Origin of the sequence: Enterobacter sp. MGH 33 (genome assembly GCF_000534535.1) — a bacterium.
GTDB lineage: Bacteria > Pseudomonadota > Gammaproteobacteria > Enterobacterales > Enterobacteriaceae > Enterobacter > Enterobacter hormaechei_C.
This window is the reverse complement of sequence record NZ_KI973212.1, coordinates 4,827,901-4,847,774: the sequence shown is the minus strand read 5'-3', so window position 1 is coordinate 4,847,774 and position 19,874 is coordinate 4,827,901. Positions and strand designations below refer to the sequence as shown.

Annotated in this window: 16 protein-coding genes; 11 read left to right on the top strand and 5 right to left on the bottom strand. The window is 48.3% G+C overall.

The window, feature by feature from the left end:
* Nucleotides 1-28 precede the first annotated feature (28 nt).
* The 4 genes from L379_RS01410 to L379_RS01420 all read left to right on the top strand — a co-directional run bounded on the left by L379_RS01410 (nt 29) and on the right by L379_RS01420 (nt 5,565).
* Nucleotides 29-1,585, top strand: a complete 1,557-nt coding sequence (locus L379_RS01410) for a TnsD family Tn7-like transposition protein (protein WP_001324699.1) — start codon at nt 29-31, stop codon at nt 1,583-1,585.
* A gap of 11 nt (nt 1,586-1,596) precedes the next feature.
* Nucleotides 1,597-2,523 carry a hypothetical protein gene (locus L379_RS01415; RefSeq protein ID WP_000262423.1) on the top strand — a complete coding sequence of 309 codons (927 nt, stop codon included), beginning with the start codon at nt 1,597-1,599 and terminating at the stop codon, nt 2,521-2,523.
* A 352-nt stretch (nt 2,524-2,875) separates the two neighbouring features.
* Nucleotides 2,876-3,175, top strand: coding sequence for a helix-turn-helix domain-containing protein (locus L379_RS0124405; protein ID WP_001097216.1), 300 nt, complete (start codon nt 2,876-2,878; stop codon nt 3,173-3,175).
* Nucleotides 3,176-3,738: 563 nt separating this feature from the next.
* A complete protein-coding gene (locus L379_RS01420; RefSeq protein ID WP_001239419.1) occupies nt 3,739-5,565 on the top strand; it encodes an AAA family ATPase in 1,827 nt (608 codons plus the stop codon).
* Between the two features lie 168 nt (nt 5,566-5,733).
* On the opposite strand, the gene L379_RS01425 is transcribed toward L379_RS01420, so the two are convergent.
* The 4 genes from L379_RS01425 to silR form a co-directional block, all read right to left on the bottom strand.
* Nucleotides 5,734-6,084, bottom strand: a complete 351-nt coding sequence (locus L379_RS01425) for a CopM family metallochaperone (protein ID WP_000647571.1) — start codon at nt 6,082-6,084, stop codon at nt 5,734-5,736.
* A gap of 147 nt (nt 6,085-6,231) precedes the next feature.
* Nucleotides 6,232-6,663 (bottom strand): silver-binding protein SilE, encoded by a 432-nt coding sequence (silE, locus tag L379_RS01430; protein ID WP_000790485.1) that lies wholly within the window; start codon nt 6,661-6,663, stop codon nt 6,232-6,234.
* 244 nt (nt 6,664-6,907) lie between these two features.
* Entirely contained in the window at nt 6,908-8,389 is a 1,482-nt protein-coding gene (silS, locus tag L379_RS01435; protein WP_000555736.1) for a copper/silver sensor histidine kinase SilS, read from the bottom strand.
* Nucleotides 8,382-9,062 (bottom strand): copper/silver response regulator transcription factor SilR, encoded by a 681-nt coding sequence (silR, locus tag L379_RS01440; RefSeq protein WP_000697968.1) that lies wholly within the window; start codon nt 9,060-9,062, stop codon nt 8,382-8,384. Before silR ends, silS begins: the two co-directional genes overlap by 8 nt.
* 189 nt (nt 9,063-9,251) lie before the next feature.
* Between silR and silC the strand changes: the two genes are divergently transcribed.
* The 7 genes from silC to L379_RS01475 all read left to right on the top strand — a co-directional run bounded on the left by silC (nt 9,252) and on the right by L379_RS01475 (nt 18,920).
* On the top strand, nt 9,252-10,637 hold the full coding sequence (silC, locus tag L379_RS01445; protein ID WP_000475506.1) for a Cu(+)/Ag(+) efflux RND transporter outer membrane channel SilC: 1,386 nt from the start codon (nt 9,252-9,254) through the stop codon (nt 10,635-10,637).
* Between the two features lie 27 nt (nt 10,638-10,664).
* Nucleotides 10,665-11,018, top strand: coding sequence for a cation efflux system protein CusF (gene cusF / locus L379_RS01450; RefSeq protein ID WP_001246155.1), 354 nt, complete (start codon nt 10,665-10,667; stop codon nt 11,016-11,018).
* 113 nt (nt 11,019-11,131) lie between these two features.
* Entirely contained in the window at nt 11,132-12,424 is a 1,293-nt protein-coding gene (silB, locus tag L379_RS01455; RefSeq protein ID WP_000157620.1) for a Cu(+)/Ag(+) efflux RND transporter periplasmic adaptor subunit SilB, read from the top strand.
* 10 nt (nt 12,425-12,434) lie between these two features.
* A complete protein-coding gene (gene silA / locus L379_RS01460) occupies nt 12,435-15,581 on the top strand; it encodes a Cu(+)/Ag(+) efflux RND transporter permease subunit SilA (protein ID WP_000574029.1) in 3,147 nt (1,048 codons plus the stop codon).
* A gap of 86 nt (nt 15,582-15,667) precedes the next feature.
* Entirely contained in the window at nt 15,668-16,108 is a 441-nt protein-coding gene (locus L379_RS01465; RefSeq protein WP_000758228.1) for a DUF411 domain-containing protein, read from the top strand.
* A gap of 126 nt (nt 16,109-16,234) precedes the next feature.
* Complete coding sequence (gene silP / locus L379_RS01470; RefSeq protein ID WP_001353604.1) at nt 16,235-18,682, top strand: Ag(+)-translocating P-type ATPase SilP; 2,448 nt, start codon at nt 16,235-16,237, stop codon at nt 18,680-18,682.
* Nucleotides 18,683-18,722: 40 nt separating this feature from the next.
* The gene (locus L379_RS01475; RefSeq protein ID WP_000843494.1) at nt 18,723-18,920 is read left to right on the top strand and encodes a DUF2933 domain-containing protein; all 198 of its coding nucleotides are present in this window, start codon (nt 18,723-18,725) and stop codon (nt 18,918-18,920) included.
* 33 nt (nt 18,921-18,953) lie between these two features.
* Here L379_RS01475 and L379_RS01480 read toward each other — a convergent pair whose 3' ends face one another.
* Nucleotides 18,954-19,691, bottom strand: coding sequence for a peptidoglycan DD-metalloendopeptidase family protein (locus L379_RS01480; RefSeq protein WP_000287501.1), 738 nt, complete (start codon nt 19,689-19,691; stop codon nt 18,954-18,956).
* Nucleotides 19,692-19,874 lie beyond the last annotated feature (183 nt).

Sequence of the window (19,874 nt, the reverse complement as noted above, 5' to 3'; positions counted from 1 at the left end):
TCGTAACGGTCAAAGAGAGGTGTGGGAAATGAGAATGTTGCCTGTTTTGCCTGATGAATCCTTGTTCAGCCGGTTTTGTCGGACAACTACCGTGTACGGTATGTCCCCATCTTCTCTGTTAACGATCATTTTCAACAAACCTGATATGAACGTCCATCCAATTCTCAATTCAGGATTAAAGGCTATTTCTCTTCATACATCCGAAAGTGCAGATCAGCTCTGGCATGAACAGACTTTACTCCCTCTTTTTGCCTGGGCACTACCAATCAGTCGTAATGAAATTATGGATTTCAACACGACCCCTGCCAGGCTTAATCGATTGTGCCGCCTTAGTAATTTTTCACTAGGGCAGCGCACACTATTGAAGTTTTGCCCGGTTTGCGCTCGTGAAGATACTTTTCATTATGGTGTTACTTATTGGCATCTGGCGCATCAGCTTCATGGGGTTACAACCTGCCATCGGCATCCGGTAGCGCTTGAAAGCATCCATGTCCCTTCTTCACCGCACATACGTATTGGACTGATGCCTCCTGTTTCGTATACAGAACAACTTAGCAATGAGATAGACTTCGATTTTGCTAAGTTTTGTTATGAGTCCCTAAATATAATCAGAAGAAAAGATATTACACACCCCAATTACATGGATGTACTTAAAAAGTTGAATTTATTATCATTGGATGGAAATTTAAAGAAAAATGTATTCTACGCACATGTTTATGCTAAGTGCCAGTTATTTGGGGAGGGTTCATCGGGACTTATACCAACATCCCTAACTGATTATCATTACTGGGAGCCTATACTCAAAGACAAATGTTGTCAGCATCCCACAAAGCATCTTTTGCTTTGTTATTGTTTGTTAAATACTTGCTGGCCAACGTATGCAGGAAGTCGTACTAATAAAAAGAAAGAAATCTTTAAAAGTCATAAGAAATACAGTTTTCATATAGTTGAAAATAATACTAGTGTTAGCAACCTTGGGAAGGAATTTAGTCGCAGCAGATGTTACATTAAAACACTTATTTATAAAAAATACCTGAGGGCGTTTAAGCGAAACACAAAAATTAATATATTCACTGAATTGCTTATCAAGTCTATGGCTGTAAGGGGGTTTAGTCTGGCATCCATAGCTGAGAAAAACTCATTATCGGAAGGAGCTGTATCCTCTGTAATTTCATCTTGTTACGGTTTATGCTCATGGCGTAAAAAATGTAAAAAAGATTCTTTAAGACGGCGTCATAAGCAGAAAATATTAAGATTTATACATAATCAATCCGTTTCTATAACACGAAAGTTAGTCAAAGAAAGTTGTTATGCAAGTTTCTATTGGCTAAATAAACATGAATGTGACTGGCTTAATTCCTGTCTTCCTAAAACAATACGATGCTATAAAAATAAAAGAGTAGACTGGAGCGAGAGAGATATTATCTCATCATCATTAATAAATGATGTTTTATCTCAGGGGCAGTACTCGATGTCACTTACAAGTCTAGATGCTTTACTGGGAGGGCATGGCTGGCTTTTGAAATACAGAGATAAACTACCAATGACAATGATACTTCTCAGAAAAATGGAACTAATTAAATAAGAGGGAGTTATATGGTTTACGAAAATGAATTGTGGCACAGTTTTCTTCTGCGTTCACAGATAATGTATAACTTATCCAATTGCAGGAACATAATATCAAAGCATGGCGCACTAAGGTACGATGCCTTTCCTCGTTTCGAACTGATTGATATGTACAAATTGCATAGCTTGCAGGATATATATGACATTCTTGCCACTAGAAATGGTTATATACTAACTTCCAATATAGTGTCGTTATCTTCTGGTGTTTACGGGTATTTTAACGCTGTTGAAGATGCCTGTCGGAAAAATTTTCACATAACTAATTCATATCCATTGGTAAACATCTCAAACATTCGTTACTGTCACAAATGTATTGTTGAAGATATACACTCTAAAGGCATTGGTTATCTGCGTCATAGATGGTTGTTTGAATCTAAATGTGCAGTTCATAGTACCAGTTTATATGAGGTTTGTTTTGATAACTATTTGAATGCAGTGAAAGGACTTAGTGACTTAATTATAAGTGGAATAAATCCTCATGGTTATTGTTCCCTTGTGGTTGACGTTTCAAACCCTTTCAAAAATCCAGTGTATATATTACCATGTGCACGTAATAAAATTTTAAAATGGATTTCGGACAATAAAAATATGCTGATTTACTTTCTCTTTGATCTCTTCAAATGTAAGTCGCATTCAAGTTTATCTAAGGTTATCGAAGTCAAGATAATGCATGATAGATATATTTCTGCGGTGTTCAAGATGTTAAGTGAAGTTAATTTTTGTAATTTCAACTCATTTATTTCTGATATTTTTGAGGACGTAAGTTATGCCTCTATCGGACTTGATGATTATTCTGTTAATGTGCATTTTCTCAGGCTAAGGGCTGCAGATTGTAAATTTTGCCAGTTGAATGGTAAATATTTTTGCTCACTTTACAATGTAAAACTTCTTCGCTAATTTCACTTCATTTATAAAATACTAAGAAAGCTAGTTAGATAAGGTTTTATATTTTGACTGGGGCAGGAATAAATTATCACTCATAGAGTTTCCCTGGGGGTTACCACCTGTGTATGATGCCGGTTAGCAACAACGTCTAAAAGACCTGCGATCACGTGGGTCCCTCTCCAGCAAAGGGGCAAGGGGTGCTATATAACGGTGTACTGCTTACCCAATACGGCCTTGTATTTGAAAGATGCCGCATCTTGGCAGGATTCGTATTACAGCCTATAGTCTGTTAATGAGCATTACAGCCTATATGCTGTAAATCCCTGCGTTATGCTTGTTAACTCGTCGATACGGAAGGTCACTTATGAACACTCAATACGCTTTGAAGACTTTGAATCAGTTACGTCCTGTTTTAATCGGCTTTCGCAAAGCCAATGGACTGACGCAAAAAGATGTTTCTGAACGTTTGGGTATAACACAGCAAACTTATGCCCGACTAGAGGCCAACCCTGCAAGTGCGGGTTTTGAGCGTTTGTTTAGGGTGTTCAGCGTCCTTGGAGTGGAGATCGTACTTTCATCCAGGGAACCATTGTCAGATGCAAAGCCCGAATACGGAGCTATGCACAATTATTCTTCACTTCCAGCCAGGCGGGAGAAATGGTGACGCCTGGCGCTTCCCGGTCTAATTTTTCTTCAACAAGATTAACCCCTTAGCGGCCTGAAGTATCAGGTTGCGATAGAGCCTTTCATTTCTTCTGTTATGTTAAATACACCATTTTGAGCTATTTCGCTCGGCCTTAAATTATCTCTTCATTCTTCAGTGAAAATTTTATGTCGATCACATTATCGATGAATTTAGGAAATAATCCGTAAATGAAAATCTATCTTCTTTTAAATTCATCAGTGTCAGTAGCAAATATTACGCATAAAAGAATGGTTATTATTATCATTTAAATTATAAAGCTCATGAGTCAATTCCAAAAAATATAATAAGCATTGAAATCATTACCCGTGATTCTGGAGTTTTAACTTTGCCATGTAACCAACCACAAGTTAGTTTCCGGTGTTTTGAGGGGCAGTAAAGTTCTGAAAGCGCGACCAGATCATAATCCCGAAATGTCGTTAAGATATTCTGAATAACGGTTATCCCTGCTTGTTGGCAGGCATTTGAAAATATATTTTGTATTCAGGTTGCAGCAAAACGCTTTCTTACACACAGGACTTCATATGCGGCTCAGAAAATTAAAACTGAAAAACTTCAGAGGCTACAGAAACTCTACTGAAATCATTATTGATGAAAGCATGACGGGTATTGTCGGTCGTAATGACTTTGGGAAATCAACGCTTCTGGAAGCGCTGGCTATTTTTTTTGAAACAGAAGGAATGAAGGCTGACAAGAATGACATGAACTGTTTCAGCCTAAGAGAAGGGGACGGCCGTTTTGAAATAGCCTGTGAATTTGATGACCTGCCCGATTTTATCATGATCGACGACAGGGTGCAGACCACGCTCGCCTCAGAACATCTGCTGAATGAGGACGGCAATTTTGAAATCGTCAAAACGTTTAAAGCAACGACCTCAGGAAAACCGGAGCAGACCTGCATCCGCTGCATCCACCCGGATGAGGAGCCCCTGAGAAATTTACTGGGCATGAAAATTTCTGAGCTCAAGGCGGTGGGAAAAGAAGTTGAAAAAAATGTGGCGGATAAACGCACTGCATCGTTATGGCGTCAGGCCATCAGGGAAGCCGCAGCCCCCTATACCTGTTCGGAAATTATGCTGGATGTCGATAAAGAGTTCGGAACCGACACAAAATCATTATGGGGTAAGATCCTCGATTTGCTGCCCACGTATGCGATTTTCAAAGCCGACAGGGAAAGCAGCGACGGGGATTCCGAAGCTAAAAACCCCTTACAGCAGGCCGTAAAAGACGCTCAGGCTGCGCTGCAGGACAAAATTACAGCGCTGGAAAATGAGATTCAGGACAGCGTCCTGGATGTCGCACAGAGAACGCTGGATAAATTACGTGAAATGGCCCCCGAACTCGCCAGTGAACTGACTCCACGATTTAAGGAGAAACCCAAGTGGACCTTCAATTTCACCCTGGACGGGGAAAATGGCATCCCCATCAATAAGCGCGGCAGCGGGATAAGGAGGCTTATCCTGTTGAATTTTTTTCGGGCTGAGGCTGAAAAGAATGTCGCGGGGACGCCCAGAAATGTGATTTATGCCATAGAGGAGCCTGAAACGTCACAGCATCCGAACTATCAGATGATGCTGATGAAAGCGTTACTGGCACTGGCAGGCCAGCCGCACCGTCAGATTATCGTCACCACCCATGTCCCGGCGCTGGCCGGATTAATCCCTGTCGAAGGCGTACGTTATGTTACCCGAAATGAGGCGGGTGAACCCGTAGTAAAAATGCCGGATGACGCAGTGCTGAAGGAAGCCACTGAAAGCCTGGGGGTGCTGCCAGAGACCGGTATGGAAAGGGCGCAGGGGATTGTTCTGGTAGAGGGAAAGTCGGATGTTACTTTCCTGAGGCATGCGGCCAGTTCATTAAAACAGTCAGGTGCGCTGCCAGCCTCTCTGGAGGACGTGAAAATAGTGCCAGTCCTCATAGGAGGGTGTGGTAGCGTCAAACACTGGGTTACATTGAATCTGGCCAAAGATCTGGGGCTTCCCTGGTGCGTATTTCTGGACTCCGATATTGGGGGAGACCCTGCACAGGTTCTGTCCATCCAGAAGCGTAAAAAAGAAGTAGAGGAGGCCGGTAAGGTATTTTTCGCTACGCGCAAACGTGAGATAGAAAACTATCTGTGCCCGGATCTTATCGAGGAAATTACTGGTGTAGCCGTCACGTTTACGGACACCTGTGACGCTAAAAAAATAATCGGCCGGGCTGTGGGAATGAAACCCGATAATGTACTAGATAAATTCTGGCCTCAGATGACATCAGAAAGAATCATCTCAAGATCAACCTATCATGACGGAACGCAGGAGAGAAGCGAGCTGGTTGAGATCCTGAGCGACATTGTATCCATGACGAGATAATGTATTAAATAAGCATCTCAGGTGCATATATTCCGGTCCTCAACAAAGGACCGGAGTACAGAGTAGTAAAAACCCGAAATTAATCGGGTTTGAATTATATAAAGATTAACCGACTCCCGCGCCCAGGAACGATGTAAAATCACGCTTGTCGTGACATTTCTACAATGTTTACTTTTGACTATCAAGCCATTTATTCATCTGCTCAATTTCACCTTTTTGAGCTTTAATGATGTCCTGCGCGAGCTTTCTCATTTTCGGATCTTTTCCGTATTTGAGCTCGGTCTCAGCCATTGCTATTGCCCCTTCATGGTGCGCTACCATGCCTTTCGCAAAAGCCTTGTCGGGATCGGACTCATTTACGGCAGCCATCATTTTGTCATGCATGTCTTTCATGCCAGCCATATATTCCTGTGACGAAGCCGAGGTAGACATATCAGTCATTTTCATTTCTGAATGTTCTGCTGAAATCGCTGGCAGGGATAACATTAATACTGCAAATAAAGTGTTTCTGGCTTTCATAAAAAATATCCTTTTAGCGTTGATGCCCGTTAACTGTAGCAGAATCTGATAAAAATGCCCCCTGTAGGGGGCAAAGATGTTGCCATATATCCGGTTACGGAAAAATCTATCAAGGAAATAAGGACAGCACAGATACTTCCCTCGCCGTCAGCCTGCACTGAGCATGCGACGATGCGCTTCGGCCATGGCCTGATGTGGGCCAGACTGACCGTTATTCATAAATTCATGGGCAACTGCAGCTCTTTCATGCTCATTCATTGCCGCTAATGACTTCGACGGCCCGGTAGGGGAAACGGTCTGACTTCCCATCATCCTCTGATGACTTTCCACCATTTTCTGGTGCGCATCCGCCGACCCGTTCGTCATGGTTTCATGAGCAATAATGGCCTGTTCATGCTGGTCCATACCGGCCATACGAGGTGCAGTCCCCTGGATCCCGACAGGAGCCGCAGCAGACTGCATCTGGTGAGCAGGTGCCTGTGCATTGTTGACCCGCTCATGGATATTCACGGTTTCAGTGGCCCAGGCCGAAGAAATTAAGCCAAAGCCCAGCAAGGATGCTAATACGATATTTTTCATGATAACTCTCCATTTCTTAATTAGTGATGTCCGGGGGAGTACAACCGGTGTTTTCAGTTCCATAACTGAAACAGGTTCGGAAGTGTTTATTTCTCCGGGAGGGGACTGGATATTCATTTCCTGGCGTCCACTGACGCCGGATATTGATAAAGCAATCCAGCCTTCCTGATAAGTTGCACTAATTATATCGAATGGCTTCTGTTTGCTGCATGACAGGCTAATGACATCTTTGTCATTTAAATCTTTATTCCCAGCACTGGGTGTCCGGAATCATTTTCTCCAGTCTGGGCACGGATAAGATAAAACGCGTTGAGTGTACGTCCGATTCCACCTGCACTCTTCCGTGATGTGCTTCCACGATTGACTTCACAATCGCAAGGCCGATGCCGCTGCCTTCTCCTTTTCGTTGTCTGGACGGATCCACCCGATAAAAACGGTCAAACAACCTTGATAAATGCTCTTCAGGGATTGGTTTCCCCGGATTTTCAATCACAAGGTCAAAAAAGCTCTCCTGCTCTCTTATTGAGACGGTGATTGCCTGTCCCTCCGGGGTATAACGCAGGGCATTGGATAACAGATTATTGATCGCCCTTCTGAACATTTGTGGATCTCCCTCAACCAGGCAGGGCATCCCGTTAAATTTGAGCGTGATATTGCGTTCTTCGGCCCAGGCTTCGAAAAACTCGAAGACTTTCATGACTTCCGCTCTGAGGTCAAACATGACCCTGTCAGGTATCAGCTGATTATTATCTGCCTGTGCCAGGAACAGCATATCGCTGACCATTTTGGTCATCCGGTTATACTCTTCAAGACTGGAATAGAGGACATCCTCAAGTTCCCTCTGTGTTCGATCCTGACTCAGTGCGATTTCAGTCTGCGTCACCAGATTGGTGATGGGCGTTCTGATCTCATGCGCGATATCGGCAGAGAAATTGGCCTGGCGGGTAAAGACATCCTCAATCTTTCCAATCATATGATTGAACGAGATAACCAGTTGCTCCAGCTCAATGGGAACGCGTGTCGGTTCCAGTCGCGCATCAAGATTCTCGGAGGTGATGTTTTTAATGGCATTGCTGACATTACGAAGGGGCAGGTGCCCCTGACGGACAGCGATTCGAATGATCAGAACAATCAACAGGCTTATCACGACGGCAATCGCAATCAGGTTCTTTTTCAGCGCATCGAGGTAATGGAGATGGAAATTAATGGATAGGCCAGTCAGCATGACATAGTTCTGCTGTTTGCCCTGAAATATCGCCTGACCAGAGGAGGCGATAATCCTGTATGTTTCCATCTTCATTTCGGACCCGGTATCCATCGGTCCCGCAGGATCCTCCACCGTCCAGAGAAAGACATCCCGTGCGCGGCTGTGCTCGCTAAAATCTGCTGAATTCACTGCCGGGCGTAGTGCCGCCCCCTGAGCTGAGCTAAAGAGCACTTCCCCCCTGGGATTGAGGAGCAAAAGGGCAACGTTGCGGTAGCTGGCAATTGATTCCTTTATTTTGCTTATTTTTTTATCATCCGGATCCACCGGGGACTGCAGTATACGGTTCAGTGTGGTGCTGATTTGTTGAAGATCGCTGACATCCTGCTCGGCAAAATGATTTTCAACAGAATGCAGCATAAACCAGGTGAATGCGATAAAAGCCAGTATCGTGGACAGGCTGATAAAAAAGGTCAGCCGCAGAGCGAGTGAGAAAGGGCGTCTGGAAGGTTTGCTATGCATCCGGGACCTCCAGCATGTAGCCCACGCCCCGGACTGTCTGGATCAGCTTTGTCTCGTAATCGTTGTCTATTTTAGCGCGGAGTCGCTTTACTGCGACATCGATCGCATTAGTGTCGCTGTCAAAATTCATGTCCCAGACCTGAGAGGCAATCAGGGAGCGGGGAAGAACCTCTCCCTGATGGCGAATGAAGAATTCCAGCAGGCTGAACTCTTTACTGGTGAGCACAATGCGGTTTCCGGCGCGACTGACTTTTCTGGATACGAGATCAATCGAGAGGTCAGCCACCTTAAACTGGCTTTCCGTGATCATCGTGTTTCCCCGCCTCAGAAGGGTTCTCACCCGGGCGAGCAGTTCGGCAAACGCAAAGGGTTTAACCAGATAATCGTCCGCACCCAGTTCCAGTCCTTTGACCCTATGTTCGATCGTGCCGAGGGCTGTCAGCAGTAAGACCGGCATACCCTTTCCGGCAGTGCGCAGCATGCGGATGATATCCCAGCCGTTCACATCAGGTAGCATGATATCCAGAATGACTAAATCATACTCGGCTGTCATGGCGAGATGATATCCGGTAAGACCATTATCAGCGTGATCCACTACGAACCCTGCCTCTGTAAGCCCTTTGCTGAGATATTCACCTGTTTTAATTTCGTCTTCGACGATCAATATTTTCATCTTGCTCCCCGGCTGGCTGCTAATGTCATTCTATTGCGCCCACGATCGTTATCAACGGATTACAGCAAAAATGACAACATTGTCATTATCCTGTCACCCGGCAAACAGAGAGCGTTAGGTAAAGTACCCCTATCAATACTCTGGACTTCATTTGAACCATTTACCAGGTCTGCCTGGACGAGAAGCGTTATGTTCAAATTAAAATTACTCAGCATTAGCACGATATTCATCCTGGCAGGCTGCGTGTCGCTTGCGCCTGAATATCAGCGGCCCGCAGCACCGGTACCCCAGCAGTTTTCACTGTCCCATAACAGCCTGACGCCAGCGGTAAATGGCTATCAGGATACGGGCTGGCGTAACTTTTTTGTCGATCCCCAGGTTACCCGGTTGATCGGTGAAGCTCTGACTAATAACCGTGATTTGAGAATGGCTGCCCTGAAGGTTGAAGAGGCCCGAGCCCAGTTCAACGTCACGGATGCAGATCGTTATCCCCAGCTGAATGCCTCATCCGGGATAACATACAGCGGTGGTCTGAAAGGTGACAAGCCGACCACACAGGAGTACGACGCGAGACTGGAGCTCAGCTATGAGCTCGATTTTTTCGGCAAACTTAAGAACATGAGTGATGCTGATCGCCAGAACTACTTTGCCAGCGAAGAAGCCCGTCGGGCCGTACACATCCTGCTGGTATCCAACGTTTCACAAAGCTATTTCAGCCAGCAACTGGCGTACGAACAACTTCGTATTGCGCGGGAAACGCTGAAAAATTATCAACAGTCCTATGCTTTCGTTGAGCAGCAGCTCGTGACCGGGAGTACGAACGTTCTGGCACTTGAACAGGCGCGAGGACAAATCGAAAGTACCCGCGCCGAAATAGCCAAACGAGAAGGCGATCTGGCTCAGGCAAACAATGCCCTGCAACTGGTGCTGGGAACGTACCGCGCACTTCCGTCAGAAAAAGGGATGAAAGGCGGGGAGATAGCCCCAGTAAAATTGCCACCAAATCTGTCTTCACAAATTTTGCTGCAGCGACCGGATATTATGGAAGCGGAATATCAGCTGAAAGCGGCTGATGCCAATATTGGCGCAGCGCGAGCGGCCTTTTTCCCCTCAATTACCCTGACCAGTGGTCTTTCCGCAAGCAGTACGGAGCTGTCCAGCCTGTTTACGTCAGGAAGTGGAATGTGGAATTTTATCCCTAAAATTGAAATTCCTATATTTAATGCTGGCAGGAATAAAGCCAATCTGAAGCTGGCTGAAATTCGCCAGCAACAGTCGGTGGTTAATTACGAACAAAAAATTCAGTCAGCCTTTAAGGATGTTTCCGACACGCTTGCGCTGCGCGACAGCCTTAGCCAGCAACTTGAGTCACAGCAGCGTTATCTTGATTCACTTCAGATAACTCTCCAGCGTGCCAGAGGATTGTATGCAAGTGGTGCTGTCAGTTACATCGAAGTGCTGGATGCAGAACGTTCCCTCTTCGCTACCCAGCAAACCATTCTCGATCTTACCTATTCCCGGCAGGTTAACGAAATTAATCTGTTTACCGCGCTGGGTGGCGGTTGGGTAGAGTAAATTTATTTAATTAATCAGGAAATTAAAATGCGTAATTCACTTAAAGCCGTTTTATTTGGTGCCTTCTCTGTCATGTTTTCTGCCGGTCTTCATGCTGAAACACATCAGCATGGCGATATGAATACTGCCAGTGATGCTTCGGTACAGCAAGTTATCAAGGGCACCGGTGTCGTTAAAGACATTGATATGAATACTAAGAAAATCACCATTTCGCATGAAGCAATTCCAGCGGTGGGCTGGCCTGCAATGACCATGCGCTTTACTTTTGTTAATGCAGACGATGCTATTAATGCCCTGAAAACAGGCAACCATGTCGATTTCTCGTTTATTCAGCAGGGCAATATCTCCTTACTCAAAAGCATTAACGTGACGCAGTCCTGATTGGCTGTCCGGAGCGATTACATCCTGTGCGCCTGTACATTCACATAGGTATATGTGTGAGTTAACCGTCAGGCGCATATGCCAGGTGTTTTGATTTTTTAGCGGAAAATTGTATGGCTTCTTTAAAGATAAAATATGCTGCAATAATTATCAGCAGCCTCATAGCAGGGGGGCTGATATCGGTTACTGCCTGGCAGTATGTAAACTCAGCACAAAAGACAGAAAAAACAGAACAAAAGGCACCGGAACGAAAGGTGCTTTTCTGGTATGACCCAATGAAACCGGATACCAAATTTGATAAACCCGGAAAATCGCCCTTTATGGATATGGACCTGGTGCCAAAATATGCTGATGACAGTGGCGATAAAAGCAGTGGCGGGATCCGTATCGACCCAACCCAGGTTCAGAATCTGGGATTAAAAACGCAAAAAGTCACGCGAGGAATGCTGAATTATTCTCAGACAATCCCGGCTAATGTCAGCTATAACGAGTATCAGTTTGTTATTGTGCAGGCGCGTTCTGACGGGTTTGTCGAAAAAGTCTACCCCATGACGATTGGCGATCATGTGAAGAAGGGGACGCCACTTATCGATATTACCATTCCGGACTGGGTGGAAGCACAGAGTGAATTCCTTCTGTTATCCAGCACCGGTGGTACTTCCACGCAAATTAAAGGCGTTCTGGAACGGCTTCGCCTGGCAGGTATGCCGGAAGAGGATATTCAGAGACTGCGTTCTACCCGGAGCATTCAGACCCGTTTTACCATTAAAGCACCTATTGATGGTGTCATTACTGCATTTGACCTGCGCACCGGCATGAATATTTCGAAAGATAAGGTGGTGGCTCAGATTCAGGGAATGGACCCGGTCTGGATCAGCGCTGCAGTGCCAGAATCTATCGCCTATCTGCTGAAAGATACGTCGCAGTTTGAAATTTCGGTACCGGCTTATCCGGATAAAACATTCCATGTCGAAAAATGGAATATTCTTCCCAGCGTGGATCAGACAACCCGTACGCTTCAGGTCCGTCTCCAGGTTTCTAATAAGGATGAGTTTCTCAAGCCGGGCATGAATGCCTATCTGAAACTGAATACCAGAAGCCAGGAGATGCTGCTGATACCAAGCCAGGCCGTTATCGATACCGGCAAAGAACAGCGCGTGATTACTGTTGATGATGAAGGCAAGTTTGTGCCGAAACAGATCCACGTTCTGCATGAGTCACAGCAACAGTCCGGCATCGGCTCCGGCCTGAATGAAGGCGATACCGTGGTGGTCAGTGGCCTGTTCCTCATTGACTCTGAAGCCAATATTACGGGCGCACTGGAACGTATGCGCCACCCTGAAAAAACAGAAAGCAGTATGCCAGCAATGTCTGACCAGCCTGTAAATATGCATTCAGGGCACTGAGGAGACGACGATGATTGAATGGATTATCCGGCGCTCTGTCGCCAACCGTTTCCTGGTCATGATGGGGGCCCTGTTTCTCAGCATCTGGGGCACATGGACGATTATTAACACGCCTGTCGATGCCTTGCCTGACCTGTCAGATGTGCAGGTCATTATCAAAACCAGCTATCCCGGCCAGGCCCCGCAGATTGTAGAAAACCAGGTCACCTATCCACTTACCACCACCATGCTGTCCGTGCCTGGCGCAAAAACCGTGCGTGGTTTTTCACAGTTCGGTGATTCGTATGTGTATGTCATTTTTGAAGACGGCACCGATCTGTACTGGGCCCGTTCCCGCGTGCTGGAGTACCTGAACCAGGTACAGGGAAAACTGCCCGCCGGTGTGAGTTCTGAAATCGGTCCGGACGCCACGGGGGTGGGCTGGATATTTGAATATGCCCTTGTCGATCGCAGCGGAAAACACGACCTTTCAGAACTGCGTTCTCTGCAGGACTGGTTCCTGAAATTTGAGCTGAAAACCATCCCGAACGTGGCTGAGGTCGCTTCGGTTGGCGGCGTGGTGAAACAGTACCAGATTCAGGTCAATCCGGTAAAATTGTCTCAGTATGGTATCAGCCTGCCCGAAGTGAAACAGGCCCTTGAATCGTCTAACCAGGAGGCCGGTGGCTCATCCGTTGAAATGGCCGAAGCTGAGTATATGGTCCGTGCCAGCGGTTATCTTCAGAGCATTGATGATTTTAATAACATCGTCCTGAAAACAGGCGAGAACGGCGTGCCGGTTTATCTGCGGGATGTTGCCCGCGTGCAGACCGGGCCTGAAATGCGGCGTGGTATTGCCGAGCTGAACGGCCAGGGCGAAGTCGCTGGCGGCGTGGTGATCCTGCGGTCGGGTAAAAATGCACGCGACGTTATCACGGCAGTGAGGGATAAACTTGAGACGCTGAAGGCCAGCCTGCCGGAAGGCGTTGAAATCGTGACCACCTACGATCGCAGCCAGCTCATCGACCGGGCGATTGATAACCTCAGTTCCAAACTTCTGGAAGAGTTTATCGTGGTGGCCATCGTCTGTGCCCTGTTCCTGTGGCACGTACGTTCTGCCCTGGTGGCGATTATCTCTCTGCCGCTTGGTCTGTGTATCGCCTTTATCGTCATGCACTTCCAGGGACTGAACGCCAATATCATGTCGCTGGGAGGGATAGCGATTGCCGTCGGTGCGATGGTGGATGCCGCCATTGTGATGATTGAGAATGCGCATAAGCGGCTTGAGGAGTGGGATCATCAGCATCCGGGTGAGCAGATTGACAACGCCACCCGCTGGAAGGTGATTACCGATGCCTCCGTTGAAGTGGGACCCGCACTGTTTATCAGCCTGCTGATCATCACCCTGTCCTTTATTCCTATCTTTACCCTGGAAGGTCAGGAAGGACGTCTGTTTGGCCCGCTGGCATTCACGAAAACGTACTCCATGGCGGGCGCGGCCGCGCTGGCCATCATCGTCATTCCGATTCTGATGGGATTCTGGATCCGGGGGAAAATTCCTGCAGAGACCAGTAACCCCCTGAACCGGGTACTGATCAAAGCGTATCATCCATTGCTGTTGCGGGTTCTCCACTGGCCAAAAACAACCCTGCTGGTTGCGGCCTTGTCCATTTTCACCGTTATCTGGCCGCTGAGCCAGGTGGGCGGTGAGTTTCTGCCGAAGATTAACGAGGGCGACCTGTTGTATATGCCGTCGACCCTGCCGGGTGTCTCTCCGGCTGAAGCTGCAGCGCTCCTGCAGACGACGGACAAGTTAATCAAAAGCGTTCCTGAAGTGGCCTCTGTATTTGGCAAGACCGGTAAAGCAGAGACCGCCACGGATTCCGCACCGCTCGAAATGGTTGAAACCACGATCCAGCTCAAACCTGAGGATCAGTGGCGTCCAGGCATGACGATTGACAAGATTATTGAAGAACTCGACAGGACCGTCCGTTTACCGGGGCTGGCAAACCTCTGGGTGCCGCCAATCCGTAACCGTATTGATATGCTCTCAACCGGGATCAAAAGCCCGATAGGTATCAAGGTGTCCGGAACGGTTCTGTCCGATATCGATGCAACGGCGCAGAGTATCGAAGCGGTCGCCAAAACCGTACCCGGCGTAGTGTCTGCTCTCGCAGAGCGACTGGAAGGCGGGCGCTACATTGATGTGGATATCAACCGGGAAAAAGCCTCCCGCTACGGAATGACGGTGGGCGATGTGCAGCTGTTCATCTCATCAGCCATCGGCGGCGCGACGGTAGGGGAAACGGTTGAAGGCGTGGCCCGGTACCCGATTAATATCCGCTATCCGCAGGATTACCGGAACAGCCCGCAGGCCCTGAAACAGATGCCGATCCTGACCCCGATGAAGCAGCAGATCACGCTGGGCGATGTTGCGGATATTAAGGTCGTTTCCGGGCCGACTATGCTGAAAACGGAAAATGCCCGTCCAGCCAGCTGGATTTACATTGACGCGCGCGGCAGGGATATGGTGTCGGTGGTTAATGACATTAAAACGGCGATCAGTCAGAAAGTGAAACTGAGACCGGGTACCAGCGTGTCATTCTCCGGACAGTTTGAACTGCTTGAGCATGCCAACAAGAAACTGAAGCTGATGGTGCCGATGACGGTGATGATCATCTTCATCCTGTTGTATCTGGCATTCCGCCGGGTTGATGAAGCCCTGCTGATCCTGATGAGCCTGCCGTTCGCCCTGGTTGGCGGGATATGGTTCCTGTACTGGCAGGGCTTCCATATGTCTGTCGCAACCGGAACGGGGTTTATCGCTCTGGCCGGGGTGGCAGCAGAGTTTGGCGTGGTCATGCTGATGTATCTGCGTCATGCCATTGAAGCGCACCCGGAATTGTCCCGTAAAGAGACGTTCACACCGGAAGGCCTTGATGAAGCCCTCTATCATGGTGCCGTACTGCGTGTCCGGCCGAAAGCCATGACCGTGGCGGTGATCATTGCGGGTCTGCTGCCAATACTCTGGGGAACCGGTGCAGGTTCAGAAGTCATGAGCCGTATCGCGGCACCCATGATTGGTGGGATGATCACGGCTCCGCTGCTGTCCCTGTTCATTATTCCTGCCGCCTACAAATTAATCTGGCTGCGCAGACATAAAAAAAGCGTGTCCTGAACCTGAAAGGGCACCCCCTGTGGGTGTCCTTCTTTACTGATTCACCCTGACGTCAGGGTTTAAATCGATAATATACAGAGGTGAGTATGAAAAAAGTGGTTCTGATGGCGCTGGCTCTCGGCCTTTCACTGCCCGCGATGGCGAGTGAAAAAGTGATTGATATGTACAAATCTGAAAACTGTGGCTGTTGTTCCCTGTGGGGCAAGGCGATGGAAAAAGACGGGTTTGAAGTACGAACTCACGTCATGAATGATCAGGCGCTGTCAGCCCTGAAAGAAAAGCATGCTATTCCTGCAGGACTGCGAAGTTGTCATACCGCGGTTGCCGGTAATTTGATCATTGAAGGCCATGTGCCTGCGACAACGATACATAAGGCAATGCAGTCTGGTTCAGGTATATACGGTCTCGCCACCCCCGGTATGCCAGCAGGAAGTCCTGGAATGGAGATGGGAGCCCGAAAAGAGGCTTACGATGTTATCGCATTCTCACCGGATGGAAGTAAAAAAGTCTTCCAGCGAATCGAATAGTCAGCGGAACGGCTGATAACGGGACGCCGGTAGCAGGCACTCCTGTGCCGGCGATATTCGTGGTAATCGCATCCATGACATACCCTGAAGACAGAAGATGCTTCGGTATGCATAAGGAGAGTTACTGTGAAAAATGACAATGCAGTGCAACACAACAACCAGACTGCTTCTGAGCAGACATTATCCCCGGACGAGGGCCACGTATTGCATAAGGTGAGAGATCCCGTGTGCGGGATGGCCATCCTGCCCGACAGGGCGCACAGCAGCATTCGATACCAGGACCATCAACTTTATTTCTGCTCCGCCAGCTGTGAGAGTAAATTTAAAGCCCATCCCGATCGTTATCTTACCGAAGATGCCAGTGAACATTCCCATCACCATCACCACGATCATCACGAAGTCAGCCCTGATCAGATAAAACAGCCTCACCACCAGGCGGAAAAAGAGAATTCTGAAGGTGTGTGGACATGTCCGATGCACCCGGAGATACGCCGCAGTGGTCCCGGAAGCTGTCCTGTCTGTGGAATGGCACTGGAGCCGCTCGTAGCTACGGCATCCACGGGGCCGAGTGATGAACTTCACGACATGACAAGACGCTTCTGGCTGGGGTTGTTGCTGGCGTTTCCGGTTCTGGTACTCGAAATGGGATCTCATCTGTTTCCCGAGTTGAGGAATACAGTACCGCCACAGTACAACACATGGCTGCAGCTGCTTCTGGCCTCCCCTGTCGTGTTGTGGTGTGGCTGGCCATTCTTCGCCCGGGCCGGAATGTCGTTACGTAACCGCTCCCTGAATATGTTTACCCTTGTTGCAATGGGGACCGGCGTAGCCTGGGTTTACAGCGTCATTGCAACCGTCTTCCCCTCCTGGTTTCCTGCATCGTTCAGAAACATGGATGGCCTGGTGGCCGTTTATTTTGAAGCCGCAGCAGTTATTACGGTGCTTGTTCTGCTGGGACAGGTTCTTGAGCTGCGGGCACGGGAACAAACCTCAGGCGCCATTACTGCGCTTCTGAACCTTGCCCCCAAAACCGCCAGACGGCTGGATCATGACGGTCATGAAACGGATATTAATGCGGAAGATGTCCTGCCTGGCGATAAGCTCCGCATCAGACCTGGAGAGAGTATTCCGGTCGACGGTATCGTGATCGAAGGCAAAACAACCGTTGATGAATCGATGGTGACCGGGGAATCTATGCCGGTTACCAAAACGGAGGGTGACCCTGTCATCGGGGGGACCATTAATCAGACAGGGAGTCTCATCATCCGTGCAGAGAAAGTCGGTGATGAAACAATGCTCTCACGAATTGTTCAGATGGTCGCTGATGCACAGCGTTCGCGTGCCCCCATCCAGAGAATGGCTGACAGCGTTTCAGGCTGGTTTGTTCCTCTGGTGATACTTATCGCGGTTGTTGCTTTCGTGATCTGGTCTGTCTGGGGGCCCGAGCCCAGGATGGCGCACGGTCTCATTGCGGCTGTGTCGGTCCTGATTATTGCCTGTCCCTGCGCGCTGGGGCTGGCCACGCCGATGTCGATAATGGTGGGGGTGGGCAAAGGAGCCCAGGCCGGGGTGTTAATCAGGAATGCCGAAGCCCTTGAGCGTCTTGAAAAAGTGGACACGCTGGTTGTCGACAAAACAGGCACGCTCACGGAAGGTTCGCCTACGGTGACAGGGATTATCAGTCTCAATCCGGGTGGGGAAACATCTCTTTTGCGTGTAACAGCCGCAGTGGAAAAAGGCTCGCAGCATCCGCTGGGTATGGCAGTAGTTAAAGCAGCACAGGAAAAGGGGATCGCAATACCCGCAGTCACTCATTTCGATGCACCGTCGGGTAAAGGTGTCTCAGGCGATGTCGAAGGTCAACGGGTTGTTATTGGTAATGAACTGGCTATGCAGGAAAACAGTATAGTTATTGATAATCAAAAGGCCGTTGCGGATACGTTGCGGATGGAAGGCGCTACCGTTATCTATGTGGCCACAGACGGGGACCTTGCAGGCCTGATAGCTATCTCGGATCCCGTGAAAACAACCACGCCGGATGCGCTTAAAGCTTTGCGTCAGGCGGGGATCCGCATCGTTATGCTCACCGGGGATAACCAGCTTACTGCTGAAGCAGTCGCACGGAAACTGGGAATAGATGAGGTTGAAGCCGGAATTCTGCCGGATGGCAAAAAAGCAGTGATAACCCGACTGAAAGAGTCTGGCCATGTGGTTGCGATGGCCGGAGACGGTGTGAATGATGCCCCGGCGCTGGCAGCGGCTGACGTGGGTATAGCCATGGGAACGGGTACAGATGTGGCAATTGAAAGTGCCGGAGTCACCCTTCTCAAAGGCGACTTGATGATACTGAACAGGGCCCGTCATCTGTCAGAGATCACCATGAAAAATATCCGTCAGAATCTGTTTTTTGCATTTATCTACAACGCACTTGGCGTGCCTGTGGCTGCAGGTCTGCTTTATCCTGTGTATGGAATACTGCTGTCGCCAGTTATTGCGGCGGCGGCCATGGCTCTTTCCTCCGTCAGCGTCATTGTGAATGCGTTGCGTCTGAAAAGTGTCAGGCTCGGGAAATAACACTGAGTGAAGGGTCAGTTACGAACAGAAGGAGTCCAGTATGAAAAGTACCACCTATGCGCTTATTGCTGTCGCCGCGATCGCGGCATTTGCCCTCCTGCGCGAACACTGGTCACATGTGGCAGGTTACTGGCCATATCTGTTATTGCTGGTCTGCCCGCTAATGCATCTTTTCCACGGCCACGGAGGGCATGGAGATCATCAACATCACGGAAGTGAAAACGATAAAAAAAATTAATCCGGCAGACGGGGCCGCGTCGCGGTCCCGTTATCAGTCCAGGTATCGTTCGTAGTCTCTGGCATGCGCAAAGGCATGCTGTTCGAGTTTGTTATCAGCGGGTGCCGCTGCCCGGAACGCCAGAGAGTTAACAGGGTTGTTATTGATGACCAGCTCGTAATGCAGATGAGGACCGGATGAACGTCCGCTGTTACCGGATAACGCAATAGCACCTCCCCGTGTAACCCTGGCCCCTTTAGTAACGAGTATTTTATTGAGGTGGAGATAGCGAGTTTTAACACCGGCTTTTCCCGTTACTTCAACAAAATATCCCATGGTACTGTTGTATTCGGCCCGGGTGATTTTTCCGTCGATGACGCTGACTATTTTCGTGTTCATGGGCATGGAATAATCAATGCCATTATGGGGACTCACTTTTCCCGATACCGGGTTAAGTCTTGCAGGATTGAAAGGCGAACTGAGTCTTGCTGTGGCCGGTAACGGATAATCGAGACTGCCTTTCCCGGAAGTATCGGAAAGGTTATAGAACTTTTTATCTGATATACGATACGCCGTGTAATTAAATGAACCGGACGTAAATTTATAGGCCACGACACGTGATTTTCCCGCTTTCTTTTGCAGTACGAGTTTTAATGATTCATTTTTTTTCAAATGCCGCAGATTAAACCGGGAAGGCAAGGAGCGCTGAAGAGTAGCGATCTCGTTCGATTCCAGCCCCGAGCGGGTGGCTGAAAGGTAGGCATTTTCTTTTACGACATCGGTAGAATACATTTACTGGAATTCGCCGTTAGCATGAACACTGCGGCGTATGCTAGGGGTTTTCAGGAGGCGTGTCATCTGTCAGTTAATCGGGAGCACCGTTGATGGTCGTCATTTTTGTAACATATCTTGTTTCCCGTTTGCTCCTGAAGCTCTGGGAACTGTATGACCAGCCCGACGGTGATGATTAACGGG

Coding starts and splice junctions, on each gene's coding strand:
- L379_RS01410 (WP_001324699.1), top strand. CDS start 29: ATGAGAATGTTGCCTGTTTTGCCTGATGAATCCTTGTTCAGCCGGTTT.
- L379_RS01415 (WP_000262423.1), top strand. CDS start 1,597: ATGGTTTACGAAAATGAATTGTGGCACAGTTTTCTTCTGCGTTCACAG.
- L379_RS0124405 (WP_001097216.1), top strand. CDS start 2,876: ATGAACACTCAATACGCTTTGAAGACTTTGAATCAGTTACGTCCTGTT.
- L379_RS01420 (WP_001239419.1), top strand. CDS start 3,739: ATGCGGCTCAGAAAATTAAAACTGAAAAACTTCAGAGGCTACAGAAAC.
- L379_RS01425 (WP_000647571.1), bottom strand. CDS start 6,084: ATGAAAGCCAGAAACACTTTATTTGCAGTATTAATGTTATCCCTGCCA.
- silE (WP_000790485.1), bottom strand. CDS start 6,663: ATGAAAAATATCGTATTAGCATCCTTGCTGGGCTTTGGCTTAATTTCT.
- silS (WP_000555736.1), bottom strand. CDS start 8,389: ATGCATAGCAAACCTTCCAGACGCCCTTTCTCACTCGCTCTGCGGCTG.
- silR (WP_000697968.1), bottom strand. CDS start 9,062: ATGAAAATATTGATCGTCGAAGACGAAATTAAAACAGGTGAATATCTC.
- silC (WP_000475506.1), top strand. CDS start 9,252: ATGTTCAAATTAAAATTACTCAGCATTAGCACGATATTCATCCTGGCA.
- cusF (WP_001246155.1), top strand. CDS start 10,665: ATGCGTAATTCACTTAAAGCCGTTTTATTTGGTGCCTTCTCTGTCATG.
- silB (WP_000157620.1), top strand. CDS start 11,132: ATGGCTTCTTTAAAGATAAAATATGCTGCAATAATTATCAGCAGCCTC.
- silA (WP_000574029.1), top strand. CDS start 12,435: ATGATTGAATGGATTATCCGGCGCTCTGTCGCCAACCGTTTCCTGGTC.
- L379_RS01465 (WP_000758228.1), top strand. CDS start 15,668: ATGAAAAAAGTGGTTCTGATGGCGCTGGCTCTCGGCCTTTCACTGCCC.
- L379_RS01475 (WP_000843494.1), top strand. CDS start 18,723: ATGAAAAGTACCACCTATGCGCTTATTGCTGTCGCCGCGATCGCGGCA.
- L379_RS01480 (WP_000287501.1), bottom strand. CDS start 19,691: ATGTATTCTACCGATGTCGTAAAAGAAAATGCCTACCTTTCAGCCACC.